The 17,103-nt window shown below is 58.1% G+C and carries 10 protein-coding genes and 2 tRNA genes; 6 read left to right on the top strand and 6 right to left on the bottom strand.

The window, feature by feature from the left end:
• Positions 1-25: 25 nt before the first annotated feature.
• From hrpA to IEX44_RS03645, 4 genes are all read right to left on the bottom strand, one after another.
• Positions 26-3,931 (bottom strand): ATP-dependent RNA helicase HrpA, encoded by a 3,906-nt coding sequence (gene hrpA / locus IEX44_RS03660; RefSeq protein ID WP_188688948.1) that lies wholly within the window; start codon positions 3,929-3,931, stop codon positions 26-28.
• Positions 3,932-4,008: 77 nt separating this feature from the next.
• Complete coding sequence (locus IEX44_RS03655) at positions 4,009-5,262, bottom strand: PAS domain-containing protein (RefSeq protein WP_188688946.1); 1,254 nt, start codon at positions 5,260-5,262, stop codon at positions 4,009-4,011.
• Positions 5,263-5,488: 226 nt separating this feature from the next.
• A tRNA-Asp gene (locus IEX44_RS03650) sits at positions 5,489-5,565 on the bottom strand.
• A 9-nt stretch (positions 5,566-5,574) separates the two neighbouring features.
• A tRNA-Val gene (locus tag IEX44_RS03645) sits at positions 5,575-5,650 on the bottom strand.
• 206 nt (positions 5,651-5,856) lie between these two features.
• Between IEX44_RS03645 and IEX44_RS03640 the strand changes: the two genes are divergently transcribed.
• The 6 genes from IEX44_RS03640 (at position 5,857) to IEX44_RS03620 (ending at position 12,550) form a co-directional block, all read left to right on the top strand.
• Positions 5,857-6,702, top strand: a complete 846-nt coding sequence (locus tag IEX44_RS03640; protein ID WP_188688944.1) for a type II secretion system protein N — start codon at positions 5,857-5,859, stop codon at positions 6,700-6,702.
• A gap of 9 nt (positions 6,703-6,711) precedes the next feature.
• A complete protein-coding gene (gene gspD / locus IEX44_RS03635; protein WP_188688940.1) occupies positions 6,712-8,946 on the top strand; it encodes a type II secretion system secretin GspD in 2,235 nt (744 codons plus the stop codon).
• A complete protein-coding gene (gspE, locus tag IEX44_RS03630) occupies positions 8,943-10,412 on the top strand; it encodes a type II secretion system ATPase GspE (protein WP_188688938.1) in 1,470 nt (489 codons plus the stop codon). Before gspD ends, gspE begins: the two co-directional genes overlap by 4 nt.
• A 276-nt stretch (positions 10,413-10,688) precedes the next feature.
• The gene (locus tag IEX44_RS21145; protein WP_268238858.1) at positions 10,689-10,811 is read left to right on the top strand and encodes a hypothetical protein; all 123 of its coding nucleotides are present in this window, start codon (positions 10,689-10,691) and stop codon (positions 10,809-10,811) included.
• Between the two features lie 164 nt (positions 10,812-10,975).
• Complete coding sequence (locus IEX44_RS03625; RefSeq protein WP_188688937.1) at positions 10,976-11,575, top strand: SRPBCC family protein; 600 nt, start codon at positions 10,976-10,978, stop codon at positions 11,573-11,575.
• A 66-nt stretch (positions 11,576-11,641) separates the two neighbouring features.
• On the top strand, positions 11,642-12,550 hold the full coding sequence (locus tag IEX44_RS03620; RefSeq protein WP_188688935.1) for a polysaccharide deacetylase family protein: 909 nt from the start codon (positions 11,642-11,644) through the stop codon (positions 12,548-12,550).
• Positions 12,551-12,553: 3 nt separating this feature from the next.
• Here the strand turns inward: IEX44_RS03620 and thpR are convergent, their stop codons facing one another.
• Entirely contained in the window at positions 12,554-13,096 is a 543-nt protein-coding gene (gene thpR / locus IEX44_RS03615; RefSeq protein WP_188688932.1) for an RNA 2',3'-cyclic phosphodiesterase, read from the bottom strand.
• Positions 13,097-13,130: 34 nt separating this feature from the next.
• Entirely contained in the window at positions 13,131-17,096 is a 3,966-nt protein-coding gene (putA, locus tag IEX44_RS03610; protein WP_188688929.1) for a trifunctional transcriptional regulator/proline dehydrogenase/L-glutamate gamma-semialdehyde dehydrogenase, read from the bottom strand.
• Between the last annotated feature and the right edge of the window lie 7 nt (positions 17,097-17,103).

Raw genomic sequence — 17,103 nt, 5'->3', positions numbered from 1 at the left:
GGAACGTACCACAGAGCGGATGTGATCAGCGTCGCAGCAGTTCTTCCCACAATTTGCTCAGACGCTTGAGCGAGATCGGGTAGGGCGTGCGCAATTCCTGTGCAAACAGGCTGATACGCCATTCTTCGATCATCCAGCGAACCGGCAAAAGCTTGGCAGTATCCCTGCCTTCGCGTTGCCATTTTTCGATCTCACCGCGCCATTTGGCCTCAAAATCGACCACCTCGGCGGCCCGCTGTGCGTCACGTGACGGGTTGGCGGTGCGCTTTTCTACACGCAACTTCATGGCTTTGAGGTACACCGGCAGACGTGGTAATTGCTCCCACGGCGTGGCTGCCATGAAACCGTTGAATACCAGCTTGCCCAGTTGATCTTTCAGTTCATGGCTGATCTGACCGGGCTTGTTGGCGATCTGGGCGACCGAGGCGTACTCGGCCACCACCTCAGTGAGCGCGCGGATGGCCGCATCGCGAACCGAAGGCAGCCGTGCACGGGCGCGGGCTTTCTGGTCGTCGAATGCTTTTTTGGTGCGCGGAGCCTCATCCTCACCCAGAAAGGCCCGGTTGCAGATGCAGTTAACGAGGTCGTCGAGCAGCATGTCCGCATTGCCAATAGCGCGCAGTTGCAGGGCGAGCTGCTGGAAATTGGGCACGGATTTCTGTAGCTGTTTAACGTGTTCTTTGAGTTCGATCCGCAACAGATGCACGACGCCTTCACGGTGCGCTGCTTCAGCGGCGTGTTCGGTATCAAAGAGCAAGATCGCGCAGCTTTCCGCCTCATCAACCACCAGGGCTGGGTAACCTGTGGTGTTGCGGCCCTGGCGCTTGAAGGTGAGTTTGGCCGGTAGATCGCCAAAGTCCCACTTGTTGATGCCGGTTTTCTCGATCTCGTTGCCGCCGTCATCACCAGCGCCGCTGGTTTCCCGGAAGGTCATTTGTGCCGCTTCGCCCAACTGGGCGCGAATGGCGACCAGGTCCCGGCCGCTGGCCAGTTCCTGACCGGCATCGTCCACCACCCTGAAATTCATCTGCAAATGGGGCGGGAGTTCGACGCTGGAAAAATCGTCTTCTGATACGGGCTGACCCACACCGCGCGTTGTGGCGCGCGTCAGTTGCGGCAGGAGCGGGGCCTCGCGGTCGGCTGTGTCCAGTTCCGTCATCATGCGCGTGACAAAATCGGGCACCGGTACACACAGGCGCCGGATGCTCTTGGGGAGTGCCTTGATCAGGAGCGTGATTTTCTCGCGTAGCATGCCCGGCACCAGCCAGTCGAACACATTGGCGTTGACGCGGTTAAGCTGGTGCAGTGGCAGCGTTAGCGTGATGCCGTCCAGCACGTGGCCAGGCTCGAAGCGGTAAGACAGCGGCAAGCGGGCTTCAGCCAGTTTGAAATGCGTGGGGAATTGCTCGGCCGTGACCATGCCGGCCGCCCGTTGCATCAGTTCTTCCCGATCAAGGAACAACAGCTTTGGATCGACTTTTTCTGCGTCTTTGCGCCAGGCTTCAAACCCCGCGCCGTTGACGATACCTTCTGGAATGATCTTGTCGAAGAAGTCATACAAGACTTGTTCATCCACCAGAAAATCCTGGCGACGGGCCTTGTGTTCCAGTTCTTCGATCTCGGTCAGCACATCAAAATTGTGCTCCTGAAACCTGGCCTTGGTGTTGTAGTTGAAACGGACCAGCGCCTCGCGAATGAAAATCTCACGGGCTTCTACCGGGTTGATGCGGCCATAGTTCACGCGGCGCCGCGCCACAATGGGCAGGCCGTACAGCGTGACACGCTCAGACGCCACCACTTGTGCCGGGTCTTTCTCCCAATGCGGATCAAAATACTGACGGCTGACCAGATGCAACGCCAGTTTCTCTACCCAGTCAGGCTCGATCGCCGCAGCGCAACGACCAAACAGTTTGGTTGTTTCAACCAGATCACCCGCCAGAATCCACTTGGGCCGAGCGCGCTTGAGGCCAGAACCCGGGAAAATCTGGAATTTGATACCGCGTGCGCCCAGGTATTCATCGGCCTCGGGTTGTTTCATGCCGATATTGCCGAGCAAGCCGGTTAACAGCGCTTTGTGGACCTGCTCGTAAGTGCCTGGTTTGTCATTCAGGCGCCATTCCATGTCTTCTGCGATATCCGTGAGTTGACGGTGCAAATCTCGCCACTCTCGCAGACGCAGGTAAGACAGAAAATGCTCGTGACACAGATTGACCAGTTGCCGGTTGGATTGTTTGTTGGCTAGAGCCTCTTCAAAGAAATGCCACAGCTTCAGATATGACTGGAAGTCTGACTTTTCATCGACAAAGCGCTGCTGCGCGCGGTCTGCCGCGTCACGTGCGTCAAATGGGCGTTCTCGCGGATCTTGCAGGCTGAGCGCGCTGGCAATCACCAGAATCTCTTTCAGGCAGTTTTCCTGATGTCCGCCCAACAGCATGCGGCCCAGTTTCGGGTCGACCGGCAGGCGCGACAATTGTCGACCCACCGGAGTGAGGCGGTCTTCTTCATCCACCGCGCCCAGTTCGCGCAGTTGCTGGTAACCGTCGGCAATCAGTCGGCCAGATGGCGCTTCCAGGAACGGGAATTCATCAACCTTCCCCAGCTTGAGGGCTGCCATTCGCAAAATGACTGCGGCCAGCGACGAACGCACGATTTCCGGATCAGTAAACGCTGGCCGGCCATTGAAATCATCTTCGTCGTACAAGCGTACGCAAATGCCGGAACTGACACGGCCGCAACGGCCGGCGCGTTGACGGGCGGAGGCCTGGGAGATTTTCTCAACCAGCAGTTGTTCGACCTTGGCGCGCGGCGAATAGCGGTTCACCCGCGCCTGGCCAGAGTCGATCACATAACGGATGCCCGGCACAGTGAGTGAGGTTTCCGCCACGTTGGTGGCCAGCACCACGCGGCGGCCGTTGGAGCTGCGGAAGATGCGTTGTTGTTCTTCGTTGGAAAGGCGCGCCAACAGGGGTAGCACTTCGGCATCACGTACTTTGGCTTTGCGGAATTCTTCAGCAGTTTCACGGATTTCGCGCTCGCCGGGTAAAAACACCAGCACATCGCCCGTGCCATCGTGTCGCCACAGTTCTTCTACGGCGTTAACGATCGCCTCTTCCATTTCGATTTCGGCATCGTCTTCATCGCGCGCTTGCAAGGGGCGATAGCGTACTTCCACCGGATAAGTGCGGCCCGACACTTCAATGACCGGCGCGCCGGAGAAGTGGTTGGCAAAGCGATCTGCATCAATGGTGGCGGAGGTGACAATGACTTTCAGATCCGGTCGTTGCGGCAGGATCTGTTTTAGATAACCCAACAGAAAATCGATGTTGAGACTGCGTTCATGTGCTTCATCGATCAGGATGGTGTCATAGCCACTTAAGAGCGGATCGCTGAGCGTTTCGGCCAGCAAAATCCCGTCCGTCATCAGTTTGATGTAACTGGCTTCAGAGGTTTTGTCGGCAAAGCGCACCTTGTAGCCGACAATGGCGCCGGTTTCGGTATTCAGTTCTTGTGCAATGCGGGTGGCGACAGAGCGCGCAGCCAGGCGGCGTGGTTGGGTGTGGCCAATCAAACCGGCAGTACCCCGCCCCAGTTCCAGGCAGATTTTGGGCAACTGCGTAGTTTTGCCTGAACCGGTTTCGCCACAAATAATCACGACCTGGTTGGCCGCAATTGCATCCCGGATTTCATCACGTTTCTGGTTGACGGGGAGGGCTTCGTCAAAGGTCGGGCGTGGCAGATTGTGTTCGCGCTGGCGGTATTTGCGGCTACTGGCTTCAATCTGTTGTGACAGCTCAGCCACGCTGCGGTCCACCGGTTTGCCCTGGGCGGCCCGCTGCTGGGCCGCGCGCAACTTCGGTTGCAGGCTGATGCGGTCACGGGCAAGGCAATGCTGGAGTTCTTCGCCCAGTTGGGCGAGAAGGTCGGTGGACATATAAAACGAAACCGGGCGTCAAAAACGCCCGATTCTAGCATGAGCGCGCCTGCGCCCCGGTACGTGCTGTTTCCGGCCTAGTGCAGGACCAGCAAGGTGCGGGTTTTTTCGTCAGTGCCAATCTGCTGTACGCGGCAGGCATGCGTCTTCTGGTCGCGGTGATAGTGGAACTCAAGCGCGGTGTCCGGGCTCGATTCCGCCAGCAGTTGTTCACTATTGGCCGTAATGGCTTCAAGCGGGCGACCAAGAAGGTCCGTGGGAGGGGTGTTCAACCGCTCGCACATCGGGTTGTTTACGAACTCGATAATGCCTTTGCGTAGCAGCATGAATGGCACTGGCAGCGCATCGGCAACGCCCTCAGACAAGGGGTCGGACGACGCGATCAGTGCTTCGGCGGCCTTCACGTGGGTAATGTCGATGGCGATCGACAATATATATACGTCGCCTTCGCGCACCAGTGGTTGTTTGGTGATGTCGAACCAGTGCGTGCGGCCATTGGGCAGTGTCCAATGATCAACAGTGCGTACGGTGTCGCCGTGTTCAAGCACTTCAAGATCACCTGTCGTGAACGGCATGGCGTGATCGTGCGCAGCAAGATGAGATTGCACCAGCAGTTCATGACCCAGCGTGGTCTGTGTGGCGCGGTTCACCAGCAAAAAGCGCCCATGCTTGTCGCGCACAAAAATCAGGTTGGGGCTGGAGTCGATGATCTGATGCACAAACAGTTGCTGCTGGAAGAGCGCTTCTTCCGTGGCTTTCATCTGTGTGATGTCACGGATCAATGCCAGACACTCGCCCGTAGAGAGTGGCAGCAGGCGGGCTTCGAAGACGTGCTGGCTGGATTCATTACCATTGCCCAGGCGGTATTCAAACTGCTGCTGCACTTGCGTGCTCTGGACTGAGATCAGCGCTTCCAGGTACTGGCGCGAGACACGCGCAGGGAACAAGCCGGAGAGGCGACCATTGCCATCACACGCGGACGGATGAAACTGTGCGGTCGCATTGTTGAGCGATGTCACCGTTCGATTGGCGTAGTCAATGCGCCAGACCAGATCAGGCAAGCAGTGAGCAATAGGGATGTGGGTGTCGCCGGCATCGGCGGGTTCGGCATCCAGCGGGACGTCGACAGCGGTACCGGCCCCGCGGGAGGCCAGCAAGGCGACGTACAGGCTGCCGATAACCAGCCAGGCTTCAGTGAGCCAGAGTGGCATTCCAGGCTGGACGCCACCCCAAAGATGCAGTGCGGCAATACCGCCCAGACTGACGATCAATGCGACGACAAGTGATAGCGGACGGAAACGACTATCCAGAGTGCGTGGTGCAAGCGGCATGGGCAAGGTCAGCGGACAATTTCCGACGAATTTGCGCTAGCGGCCGGGTCAGGTCAAGCAAAGCATGGAATTTAAACGACGGGCGTCGAAACTAGCCGCCGAGTGTTGCCAGATAACCACGACGTGCAGGCAAATTCTTACGTTTGACGAAAGAACATTTAACAGCTTGATAGATTGGATTTAATACAGAACAACTGAAGAAACAAGGCTGCAACAAGAGTGTTGCTGGCGGAGCGGACGGGACTCGAACCCGCGACCCCCGGCGTGACAGGCCGGTATTCTAACCAACTGAACTACCGCTCCGCAGCGGTTTGGTGGGTGATGACGGGATCGAACCGCCGACATTCTGCGTGTAAGGCAGACGCTCTACCATCTGAGCTAATCACCCGTGTCTCGTCGAGAGGTGCGCATTTAACCATGCAACTTTTGGCCTGTCAAACACTTTTTTGCAGAGAAGTCGCAAAACCGTAAAAAACGCGAAATAAAGTGTCTCGCTCTGCTGTTGGGGCCCTGCGGCTTATAGTCATGCGCCTGCGGCATTTGGTATAAATTGCCCCAGTTCAAAACCAGAACATACATACATAGTCGGCTCCGGTGAAATTTCCAAAAATATCTGTATCAGACAAATCCCGCTGGATTGGCGCGCTGGATGTGCTGCTGGTGATCGCACTGGCATGGGCATGCGCCGGATTGTTCTGGCAATTGTTTGCCCCGCATTCCCCACAGGTGCGGCTGGCCCCGGCCGTAGAAGCACCGCGCAGCGCGCAGATGCAATGGGCGGGTGCGCGTACCTGGTTTGGTTCGGGTGCGCAAGATGCCGGTGAAAGTAATTTGTCTGCCCAGCTGATTGCCGTCATTGCCGGCGGAGATAGTTATAGCGCGGCCATCTTCACCGGGCTGGATGCATCGATGCCCACTGCGGTGAAAGTAGGGCAGGAACTGCGCGCGGGCGTGAAGCTGACGCGTGTAGAACGAGATCACGTTGAGCTTGATGAACGTGGCCAGATTTCAAAACTGATGTTGCAAGGCGCCAGTGCGCCTGCCGTAGCAGCAATGCCAGTGGCCCGGCCTGTGGTCGGCGCGGCGCCCCCCGCAGCAGCGCCTGCAGTGGGCGGCAGTATCAGTGAAGGTCCGTCCTCCACGCTGACCCGTGGCCAGCTGGCCGCGGCGATGCAAAGTGCCAATATTTCAGACTGGGCCAAAGGCATCAGCAGTGCCGCTGGCGGCGGCATCCAGATTGATAATCCTTCCCAGCAACCTTTTGCGGGCCCGCTGGGCTTGCAGGGTGGGGACGTACTCAAGAGTGTGAATGGCGCCAATTTGACGCAAAACACCGATATTTCGACCGTATATACCGCATTCAGCCAGCAGTCGCAGGTGCAGCTTGTGCTTTTGAGGCACGGCAGCCTGTTGCGAATGCATTACCAGATTCAGCCTTGACGGATTGCAATGAAACCTCGTTTTCGCCCCTTGTTGATCGCCTGTTTGCTCGCCAGCCAATTGTTGCAGGCTGCTGATAATACAAATTCGGTCACGCTCAATTTTGTGAATGCCGACCTTGAATCCACGATCAAGGCGGTGGGTTTGATCACCGGCAAGAATTTCGTGATCGACCCGCGCGTCAAAGGCACGGTCAATATCGTTTCTTCTGAGCCTGTGGCCAAAGAAGCGGTTTACCCCATTTTGTTGTCTGCACTGCGCCAGCAAGGGTTTACCGCCCTGGAAGCCAACGGCGTGGTCAAGGTGATGCCAGAGGCTGATGCCAAGCAGAACTACAGCACCACCGGTCAGCGCGGCATGAAACTGAACGGTGACAAGATCGTCACTCAGGTTTACCCGCTGCGCTATGAGTCGGCAACGCAACTGGTGCCGATCCTGCGCCCGCTGGTGTCGCCCAACAACACCGTGGCGGCTTACCCGGCAGGCAATACACTGGTCATTACCGACTACGCGGACAACGTGCGCCGGCTGAACCGGATTATTGAAAGCATCGACCAGCCCGCGCAGTCGGATATTTTCCCGATTCAACTTAAATACGCATCTGCACTGGATGTCGCTCAGACGCTGGCTCGTTTGATGCCAGAAATTTCCATGCAGGGTGTCACGCCGGCCAATGCGCCAGGCGAGGGCATTCACCGTAGCACGATCGTGCCTGACGTACGCAGTAACGCCTTGCTGGTGCGCTCTGAAAATCAGGCCACCGCGCAGCAAATCAAACGTCTTGTGGATACGCTGGATCAGCCGGGTGCGGCGGGCGGGAATATCCACGTGGTGTACCTGCGCAATGCAGAGGCCACCAAGCTGGCCGGTACGCTCAAAGGCATTCTGACCGGTCAGGATTCGGGTAACGGCAGCAATAGTAACCAGTCCACCAGCCTTGCCGCATCGGCCAGCCTGAGCAGCAATTCGTCGACCAGTAGCAGCTCGACCAGCAACACTGGTTTGTCTGGCATGAGCAGCACGCCGACCACCACCACAACCAGCAACACCAGTACCCAGCCAACTTCGACCAGTGTGCAAGTTGGCGGTGCCAATGTGCTGATCACCGCCGACCCGATGACCAACTCGATGATCATCACGGCGCCAGACAATATCTATAACAACTTGCGCGATGTGATCGACAAACTCGATGCCCGCCGCGCGCAGGTTTATGTAGAAGCCATCATTGCCGAAGTGAACGCCTCCAAGCTCAATGAACTGGGCGTGCAGTGGCAATTGGGTCTGACGGGGTCGGGTACTTCGGTGGTTGGTCTGTCGGCGCTGACGGGCAGTGTGGCCACGCTGAATAACCCGATTACCAGTATTTTGTCCGGGATCTCGACGGGTACATTCAGCACCACGCCGAGCGGTTTTAACCTGGGTGTAGTGAACGGATCGGCGACGGCAGGTGTGATTTTGTCGGCACTGGAAAACTCGGGTGATGCCAACGTGCTGTCTACACCAAACCTGGTGACGCTGGATAACGAAGAGGCCAAGATCATGGTCGGCCAGAACATCCCGATTCTGACTGGCCAGACGGCATCGACCGGCTCCAACACCAACCCGTTCAATACCTATACGCGTCAGGACATCGGTATTACCCTGGCAGTGCGTCCGCAAGTTTCTGAAGGCGGCACGATCACCATGCAGGTGTACCAGGAAGTCTCCAGTATTGATAGCACGGTGAATACCAACGGCGGCGGTATTGCCACGAAGAAACGTACGATCGACTCGAAGGTACTGGTCGATAATGGCCAGACCATCGTACTGGGTGGCCTGCTGCAGGATTCGTCTTCCAACGGCGAAAACAAGGTGCCGTTGCTGGGTGATATCCCGGTTATTGGTGGTTTGTTCCGCTATCAAAGCCGCAACTGGGCCAAGACCGATCTGATGGTGTTTCTGCGCCCGGTGATCCTGTACGACAGCAAAGACACCGACACACTCTCGGCAGATCGCTACGGTTATCTGCGCCGCGTGCAGCAAGAATTCAAAATGTCAGATAGCGTGTTGCTGAAGGCAGTGCCTAATGCAGTGTTGCCTGATTTGTCGAGCACGCCGACTACACCGAGCACCTCGCGTTATGGCGTGCAGGATATGCGCGGTGCCGGTAAGCAAACGACCAATGCGACTACGCCGACAGTCACCCAGCCGCTGGCGCCCGCTGCCAGTGCGCCAGCTGCCGCAACGCAGGATCAAGCCAAGTGAGCGCAAGACTGGTTCCTTATCACTACGCGCGTGATTTTGGCGTAGTGGATTCCGAGCGGCATGAACACTCGGTACATGTATTGATGCGCAAAGGGGCCGATTTATCTGCCCTGAATGAGTTGCGTCGCGTTGCAGGTCGTCCGCTGGATGTCGAACTCCTGGATCAGGAAGCGTACGAAGCGCGCTTGTCCGAGTTGTTCAGTAATGCAGGCAGCGCTTCGGCCAGCGTGGCAGATGACCTCGAAGGCAGTCTGGATCTCTCGCGCCTGGCGCAAGAACTGCCAGAGATCGAAGACCTGCTCGAGACCGAAGACGACGCGCCCATTATTCGTCTGATCAACGCGCTGTTGACCGAAGCGTTGCGTGAGAACGCATCCGACTTGCATCTTGAGCCATTTGAAACGCGTTCTGTGGTGCGTTTCCGGGTTGACGGTCAGTTGCGCGACATCCTTGAGCCCAAACGCGCATTGCATGCTGCGCTGGTATCGCGGATCAAGGTCATGGCCGGGCTGGATATTGCCGAAAAACGCCTGCCGCAGGATGGCCGCATCACATTGCGTGTCGCCGGTCGCCCGGTGGATGTGCGGGTTTCGACCTTGCCGACGGGCCACGGGGAGCGGGCGGTACTGCGTTTGCTGGATAAATCTGCTGGTCGCCTGAACCTGGAAAAACTGGGGATGGGCGGCGAGGTGTTGGTGCAACTGCAGGCCATGCTCAACGAACCGCACGGCATTGTGCTGGTCACCGGTCCCACAGGTTCCGGCAAGACCACCACGCTCTATGCCGCGCTGTCGCGCATGGATTCCAAAACCAGCAATATCATGACCGTCGAAGATCCGATCGAATACGATCTGGATGGTGTGGGGCAGACGCAGATCAACCCGCGTATCGACATGAGCTTTGCCCGTGCTCTGCGCGCTATTTTGCGGCAAGACCCGGATGTCATCATGATTGGTGAAATCCGTGATCTGGAAACCGCGCAAATAGCGGTGCAAGCCTCGCTCACCGGTCACCTGGTGCTGGCCACTTTGCACACTAACGATGCCGTCAGCGCGGTGACCCGTTTGACCGATATGGGCATTGAGCCATTCCTGCTGGCTTCGTCCTTGTTGGGCGTACTGGCGCAGCGACTGGCGCGCAAGCTGTGTCCGGCCTGCAGTCAGCCCGGCGAAGTGCAACCGGATGAATTGCCGGCCTTTCAAGGTCTGGGCGCACCGGTGCTTTACCGGGCCGTGGGGTGTGAGCAATGTGGTGACTCGGGTTATCGCGGCCGAACGGGTTTGTACGAACTCTTCAGGATCGATGAAACCGTGCGCAGCATGATCCACGCCCGTGTACCGGAACAAGAACTGAAGGATTACGCCCTTACGCACGGCATGTATACGCTGCGCCAGGATGGTGTTCGCCGTGTGCAACGCGGTGAAACTGCCCTGGAAGAAGTCTGGCGCGTCACCCGCGAAAGCTGATCTTGGCAGCTGACCAAAAAAAGGCCCCATGCGGGCCTTTTTTTATTGGCGATTGATAACCCGTTTGCCATGCTGAACGGGTTTGCCACGTTCGTCTTTAGATGACGCACATGCTGACTGGTTTGAAGTCACCATGCTGCAACCCGGTTTGCTCCGGCCATTGCAGGCCGCAGAATTCTCTGACGGCACGCTTCGGTACTTGCTGCAGATCGCCGCTTTGTTGTCACTCAGGCCGCAGAACAGTCACAGGGGATTGTCGTTTCTCATGCTGGCCGGTTGATCAATACGCTCAGTCAACAAGAAGATGTGCAAGCCTGGCGGCTGGATAAAGAACTGGGCGAGACCCGCGTACAAGGTCTGGCAGAACTGGAGCGCCCGGCCTGGTATTGGTCGACCTGATTATGGCTTGGACCCGGCAGTGTCTTGTGGGGTGGTCAAGCCTCTGCCCTGTGGCGGGGAGCGCAGGCAAAACGCGGCACGCGCGTCTACCATGAGTCCTGAATAGGCATGCATATGTCATGATTCCGCTAGCATCATGCCCCCTGAAGCTTCTGGAGAGCCCCATGCGACTTTTGATTTCAACGGTCGGCGTATTGACCTTGCTTGCCTGTTGGCCCGCGCATGCGGCTGACAATGGTGCGGCCAGCCCGGTGGCTGCCCATGTGGAAAAAAAAGGCGAGATGGTCACGCTGGAAAGCGAGTTCACAGTGGCGGTCTCGCGTGAAATAGCCTGGGAGGTCCTGACGGACTTTGATCATATGGCCAGTTTTGTGCCCAATCTGAATAGCAGCAAGATTCTCGAGCACACGGACACCACCATGAAAGTGGAGCAGAAAGGTGTGGTGCCGCTCGGGGTGTTCCATACCTCTTATGACTCCATCCGTGAGATGGAGCTCAAACCAATGACTGAAATTCGTGCACATTCAGTCGGTGGCGATTCCGGTCCGCTCACCAGCGTCAGTACCTTGTCCGAAAAGAACGGCCTGACCGTGGTAAGCTACCACGCCGAATGGACGCCCACCTCCAAGCTGGTTGGCAGCCTGGGCACCGGTACTGCCCGCGATCAGCTTTTGCATCAGTTCACTGCCATGGAGCAAGAGATGCTGCGCCGTGCGCACAAGGGCAAGGCTGAAGCAGCCTCAGAGACCGCTGCGACGCATTGAGTGTGTCACCGTCCATTCGCATAAAAATCCTTCCACCTGATTCGTCACTAAAGCCGTTCCAGATTTATGCGATTGCTAGCACTCAAGATTGATGTCGATACGTTCCGGGGCACCCGCATTGGCGTGCCGCGCCTTGTCGAGGCCCTGCAGCGGCACAAAGCCAATGCCACGTTCCTGTGGAGTCTGGGCCCGGATCACACCGGCCGCGCCATCAAGCGCGTGTTCCGCCCGGGGTTCATGAAAAAAGTATCTCGTACCTCCGTGGTGGAGCATTACGGCTTCAAGACCTTGATGTACGGCACGTTGTTGCCTGGTCCGGATATTGGCAAACGTTGCGCCGAACTCATGCGCGGTGTGGCTGCTGCGGGCTTTGAGAACGGGATTCACACGTGGGATCACATTCGTTGGCAAGATGGCGTGGCCGGGGCGGATGAAGCCTGGACGCGCGCTGAACTGAACAAGGCGGCCGAACGCTTTCAGAGCATCTTTGGCGAGCCAGCCAAGACCCACGGTGCAGCGGGTTGGCAAATGAATGAACATGCCTATCGCTATGAACAGCACATGGGTTTGACCTATGCGGCTGATACGCGCGGCACCCACCCGTTCTGGCCGGTCGTGAAGGGTGAACTGGTGCGTTGCGTGCAATTGCCAGGCACATTGCCAACGCTGGATGAACTCCTGGGGGTTGATGGCTTGAATGCCGACAACGTGCATGAACACATCTTGCGCTTGACCGAAGACACGCAGCCCTATGGCCATGTTTTCACGCTGCATGCAGAGCTGGAAGGGATGAAGCTGCTGCCGACCTTCGAGCGTTTGTTGGCAGGCTGGATTGAGCAGGGTTACCAACTGGTTTCTTGTGCCGAACTTTACGGCGCGCTGGATCCCGCCTCGTTGCCATATCACCACGTTGAAATGACCGAAATCCCCGGTCGTAGTGGTGTGCTGGCTTATCAGGGGAATGTATTTCCTTGAGCCTTATGTCGCGTGATCATGACCTGTGTGGCTGATTACGCGATGTAGCACCTGATATTCGACCCCATCCGGGGTTGATCGTGATTCATACAGGCTTAATTGTGACGCCCGCCAGTTGATGGCGGGCGTTAGCACATGTGCTGGGCAGATTGCTTTGCGTAGCAGCGTGACGTGCGCATTAAAGCCTTGGGTATCGATGCTGAAATGATGCTGTTGCAGTGTCTGACAAAGGCGTGTGGCCAGACCATCCAGCACGATATGCCGGGCAGAGAGACCCGCCCACACCACATTGGCTCGGCTGAAACTACCGATCGTGGCCAGTTGCAGTGTCATCGCCATAAAACCGCATTGATCGATCAGCGTGGAGAGTTCAGCGATCCGTACCAGCGGGGTTTGCCCCAGAAACGCCAAAGTCAGATGCAGATTGGCTTCTGGCACAGCCTTGCCACCAAACTGTGTGTGCGCCTGATCCCGCGCCGCGACGAGTTGCTGGCGTACGGTGGGCGGGGGCGTCAGGCCAATGAAGAGGCGGGCGGTGTGGGTCATGCGGCCATTTTAGTCGGCCCACCGCCCGTTGCGCTTACCCAATCGTCATCAAGCTTGCATTGCCCCCGGCAGCGGCCGTGTTGACAGACAACGCGCGCTCGATCAGCAGGCGTTCCAGTGCAAAGGTCTCGCCGCCCGTAGCCAGGCCCTGTACGCCAACGATCGGGCCATCGCGTTCTGCGATGATCTGGCTTAGCGTGCGCAGTTCGTCCGAATCGCCATGGTGTAATACCGCGTCAAATTCCAGCGTGGTCAGGTCTTCTGTGGCTTCGACCAGTTCAATGCGGGCCCTTGTCGTTGCGGGCAATTGCGCGATCAGCTCGGCCATCCCGGCACGTTTGATCACGATCGCCATGGCGCCTACCGACAACACCGTGGCGATCTGCCGCAGTGCGTCCTCCACACTGGTCACGCACAGTACCCGATCACGCGGGAGCAGGGTGTAGGTGTTGCGCTCACCGGTTGGCCCGGCAAGGGTCAGCGTGGTGCCGGTCATGCTGGCTTCGGTCAATTTCTGGCAAAGGGCGGCCAGATCCGGCTGATGCTTGAGTGCCCAGGTTTGCAGGGCGGCAAAGGGTTCCAGTAGTTGCGCACGCAGCGGCGATACCAGGGCAGCAGGTTGATCCGCGGCTTCGCTCAGCATTTTGCGCACAGCATCTTGCGGACATACCGACAGCAGTCGATGCAGATACAACGGGCCACCCGCTTTCGGGCCGGTGCCAGACAGGCCTTCGCCCCCGAACGGTTGAACACCGACCACAGCGCCAACCACATTGCGGTTCACGTACAGGTTGCCCACCCGCGCCCGCGACACAATGTGCGCGATGGTCTCGTCAATGCGGGTATGTATGCCCATGGTCAGGCCGTAACCGGTCTGATTGATCTGGTCAAGCAGGCGATCCAGCCCGGCGTGATCGGCCGTACGCTGCCAGCGCACCACATGCAGCACCGGGCCGAACACTTCGCGCTCCAGTTCAGCAATGCTGTCCAGTTCAATCAGTGTGGGGGCGATAAAGGTGCCGTAGCGGCCGGCCTCTGGCTCGCCGGCCTGATAGATCTTGCGGCCTTTGCCATACAGCGTATCGATATGGTTCTGGATGCCGGCCTGTGCCTCGGCGTCAATGACCGGGCCGACGTCAGTGGAGAGGCGATCCGGGTTGCCGACAATCAGCTCTTGCATGCCGCCTTTGAGCATCTCCAGGACGCGATCAGCAATGTCATCCTGCAGACACAGCACGCGCAGGGCAGAGCATCGTTGACCTGCGCTATCAAAGGCCGAGGCCAGTACATCGGCGACGACTTGCTCGGTCAATGCGGACGAATCAACAATCATCGCGTTCTGGCCGCCGGTTTCTGCAATCAGCGGAATCGGCGCACCGTTGGTGCTCAGACGCCCTGCAAGGCTGCGTTGCAGAAGGCGTGCCACTTGGGTGGAACCGGTAAACATCACGCCACGCGTGCGCGCGTCGTTGACCAATGCAGCACCCACGGTTTCGCCCAGACCTGGCAGCAATTGTACTGCGCCGACAGGTACGCCTGCCTCATGCAGAATTTGCACCGCTTGCGCAGCGATCAGCGGGGTTTGCTCCGCTGGCTTGGCCAGTACCGTATTGCCGGCAGCCAGTGCGGCGGCCACCTGCCCGGTGAAGATGGCCAGTGGGAAATTCCACGGGCTGATACAGACCACCGGGCCAAGCGGGCGATGCGTATCGTTGCTGAATTGATCACGCACCTGCGCGGCGTAATAGCGCAAGAAATCGACCGCTTCACGCACTTCGGCAATGGCATTGGGCAACGACTTGCCCGCTTCACGCACGATCAACCCCATCAAATGCTGCGTCCGGCTTTCCATCAAGTCGGCGGCTCGATCCAGCAGGGCGGCGCGCTGTTCTGGCGGCGTGGCTTGCCAGATCTGGGCCTCGTGCACAGATGCCTGCATGGCCACATCCACGTCTGCCGGCGTGGCTTCAATGACGTGGCCAACCACGTCGTGGTGATCGGCCGGGTTCAGAACCACTGCACCGCCCGTGCTGGCGGGTGTCAGCCCTTCAATCAGTGGCGTGGCGCGCCAGGTTTCATCTGCGCCATGCAACAGCGCTGCGGAGAGCGATGCCAGGCGTTGTTCGTTCGAGAGGTCCAGCCCGGCCGAATTGATCCGCGCGGCACCATACAATTGTGATGGCAGGCCAATGCGCGGGTGTGGCAGACCCAGGGTGCCTTCATGCCGATGCATTTCTTCGACAACACCCACCGGATCAGCAATCAGTTCATCCAGAGAGATGGTTTCATCGCCAATGCGGTTCACAAACGAGGTATTGGCGCCGTTTTCCAGCAGACGACGGACCAGGTAGGCCAGCAGCGTTTCATGCGTGCCGACTGGCGCGTAGATTCGACACGGACGATTGAGTTTGCCCTCTGCCAACTTGCCGACGACCTGTTCATACAGCGGTTCACCCATGCCATGCAGGCACTGGAATTCATACTGGCCTGGGTAATAGTTCTGGCCAGCAATGTGGTAAATGGTCGCCAGCGTGTGGGCATTGTGGGTGGCAAATTGCGGGTAAATGGCTTCCGGCACGGCCAGCAGTTTGCGGGCGCACGCGAGGTAAGACACATCGGTGTAAACCTTGCGGGTGTAGACCGGATACCCTTCCAGGCCATCGACCTGCGCACGCTTGATCTCGCTATCCCAGTACGCGCCTTTTACCAGGCGGATCATCAAGCGGTGGCGGCTACGGCGGGCCAGATCAATCAGATAATCCAGTACGTAGGGGCAGCGCTTCTGGTAGGCCTGCACCACAAAGCCAATGCCATTCCAGCCGGCCAGGTCGGGCTCGAAACACAGCCGTTCCAGCAAATCGAGTGAGATCTCCAGGCGATCAGCCTCTTCAGCATCGATATTGATACCGATATCAAATTGACGAGCCAGCACCGCCAGTGATTTCAAGCGTGGGTACAACTCGCTCTGTACGCGGTCGTACTGAGCGCGGCTGTAACGTGGGTGCAGGGCTGAAAGCTTGATAGAGATGCCCGGGCCCTCATAAATACCCCGGCCTTGCGCGGCGCGGCCAATGGCGCGGATGGCTTGTTCATAGGAGGCCAGATAGCGTTGGGCATCGACTTCCGTCATGGCTGCTTCGCCCAGCATGTCGTACGAGTAACGGAACCCCTCGTCCTCAAACTTGCGCGCGTTGGCCAGTGCTTCAGAGATGGTCTCGCCCGTCACAAACTGTTCGCCCATCAGGCGCATGGCCATATCTACGCCTTTACGCACCAAGGGCTCGCCCCCCTTGCCAATAATGCGGGTGAGGGCACTGGAAAGGCCAGATTCGGTATGCGTTGCGACCAGTTTGCCGGTCAGCAGCAAACCCCAGGTGGCGGCATTGACGAAGAGCGAAGGGCTCTGTCCAACATGCGAATGCCAGTTACCACGGGCAATCTTGTCGCGGATCAGCGCATCGCGCGTGGCTTTGTCTGGAATGCGCAGCAATGCTTCGGCCAGACACATCAATGCCACGCCTTCCTGCGATGACAAACTGAACTCCTGGATCAAGCCTTGAACCAGGCCCTCACGGCCAGTGCCCACTTTTTGTTCGCGCAGATTGCCGGCCAGTTTGCGGGCCAGTTGCTGCGCGTTGTGTGCCTGGGTTTGTGGCAAGCGGGCTTGTTCCAGCAGGGCGGGTAAGCACTCTGGTTCCGGGCGGCGATACGCGGCGGTGATGGCGGCCCGCAGTACCGATTGCGGTTGCACGCTTTGGGCAAACTCAAGGAAGGGTTGCACCTGGGGGTGTTGTTCTGGTGCAACCTCATGCTGGGTTGCGCCACCTTCTTCATCACCCTGAATCAGCGTCAATACCTGGCCACGTTCAATCTGTTCCAGCGTATTGAAAATGGCTTGTTTGATGAGCCAGTGCGGGGTGCGATCAAGCTTCTGTGCGGCTTGTTTCAAGCGTTCCCGGGTGGTTTCATCCAGTTTGACGCCAAGGGTGGTGGTGCTCATGGTGCGC

Origin of the sequence: Silvimonas amylolytica (assembly GCF_014645555.1) — a bacterium.
In the GTDB taxonomy this organism is placed as follows: Bacteria; Pseudomonadota; Gammaproteobacteria; order Burkholderiales; family Chitinibacteraceae; genus Silvimonas; species Silvimonas amylolytica.
This window is presented reverse-complemented; position numbering and strand designations above follow the sequence as displayed.